The organism is Bradyrhizobium sp. PRIMUS42 (assembly GCF_023006515.1).
GTDB lineage: Bacteria > Pseudomonadota > Alphaproteobacteria > Rhizobiales > Xanthobacteraceae > Bradyrhizobium.
In genome coordinates this window covers 1-1076 of the sequence record NZ_JALBGZ010001238.1, presented here as the reverse complement: position 1 = coordinate 1076, position 1076 = coordinate 1, and the positions used below count along the sequence as shown (strand labels likewise).

The 1076-nt window shown below is 66.4% G+C and carries 2 protein-coding genes; one reads left to right on the top strand and one right to left on the bottom strand.

From position 1 onward, the window contains the following. The coding region (locus tag MOV75_RS39365) for an EAL domain-containing protein (protein WP_247008231.1) at nucleotides 1-753 on the top strand (753 nt) is incomplete at its 5' end. Nucleotides 754-763: 10 nt separating this feature from the next. On the opposite strand, the gene MOV75_RS39360 is transcribed toward MOV75_RS39365, so the two are convergent. Next, on the bottom strand, nucleotides 764-1076 hold a 313-nt coding region (locus MOV75_RS39360), incomplete at its 5' end, for a DMT family transporter (protein WP_247008229.1).

Here is a 1076-nt window from a genome sequence, read left to right as displayed (position 1 = left end):
GTCGGCGAGGCCCTGCATGCCGGCTGGCTTGAGCTCTGGTACCAGCCCAAGATCGACGCGCGCACGCTGGTCCGCAGCGGCGCCGAGGCGCTGGTGCGGATGCGGCATCCGACCTGGGGCGTGGTGCCGCCCGCCTATTTCATTCCGGAGCCGCACGATCCGCATTTGCGCGATCTGTCGGAGTTCGTGATCGGGCGCGCCATGCAGGACTGGCACTATCTTCTGGAGCAACAAAGCCCGGTTGACCTGTCGATCAATCTTCCCGCGTCTTATCTCAAGGAGCCGCAGGCAGTGCGCGATCTCTGCCGCAGCATGCCGACGCATCCGGCCTTCGGCGGGCTGACGGTCGAGATCGACAGCGACGAGGCGATCCGCGATCTCGATCACCTGACCGAGGTCGCGCGCGAGGTCGGCCTGCACAATATCGGCCTCTCGATCGACAATCTCGGCGCCAACTGGCCGGCGCTGATGGGCCTGGACAAGCTTCCCTTCGTCAAGCTGAAGGCCGACCGGCAGTTCGTCACCGGCAGCGGCAACGATCGGCTGAAGCGGACGGTGTGCCGCGACATCGTCGAGCTCGCGCAGAGCTATGGCGCGCGCAGCGTCGCCCAGGGGGTCGAGAGCCGCTCCGACCTCGTTGCGGCCAACGAACTGGGCTTCGACCTCGTGCAGGGCTTTCTGTTTGGCAAGCCGATGCCGCTGAAGAAATTTGCAAGGAGCGCGCTGACGCGGACGGTGATGGGGCAGGCGTGAGGCGAAAGCCTCACGCGAACCGGCGCGCGAAGAAGACGCAGGCAACCACGAGTGCGGTTGCGGCAATCATGCTCCAGGCGACCGGCTCGTGCAGCAACAGGCCCGCGAGCGCAAGACCGAAGAATGGCTGGAGCTGTTGCAGCTGACCGATTCGCGCGATGCCGCCGGTCGCGAGGCCGCGGTACCAGAAGATGAAGCCGACGAACATGCTGAAGATCGAGACGTAGGCGAGCCCGATCCAGGCGGGCACGCTGACGCCGCTCCAGGCCGGCGGCCAGGTCCATAGCGCGACCGGCACCATCAGCGGCAGCGCAAGCAGGAGC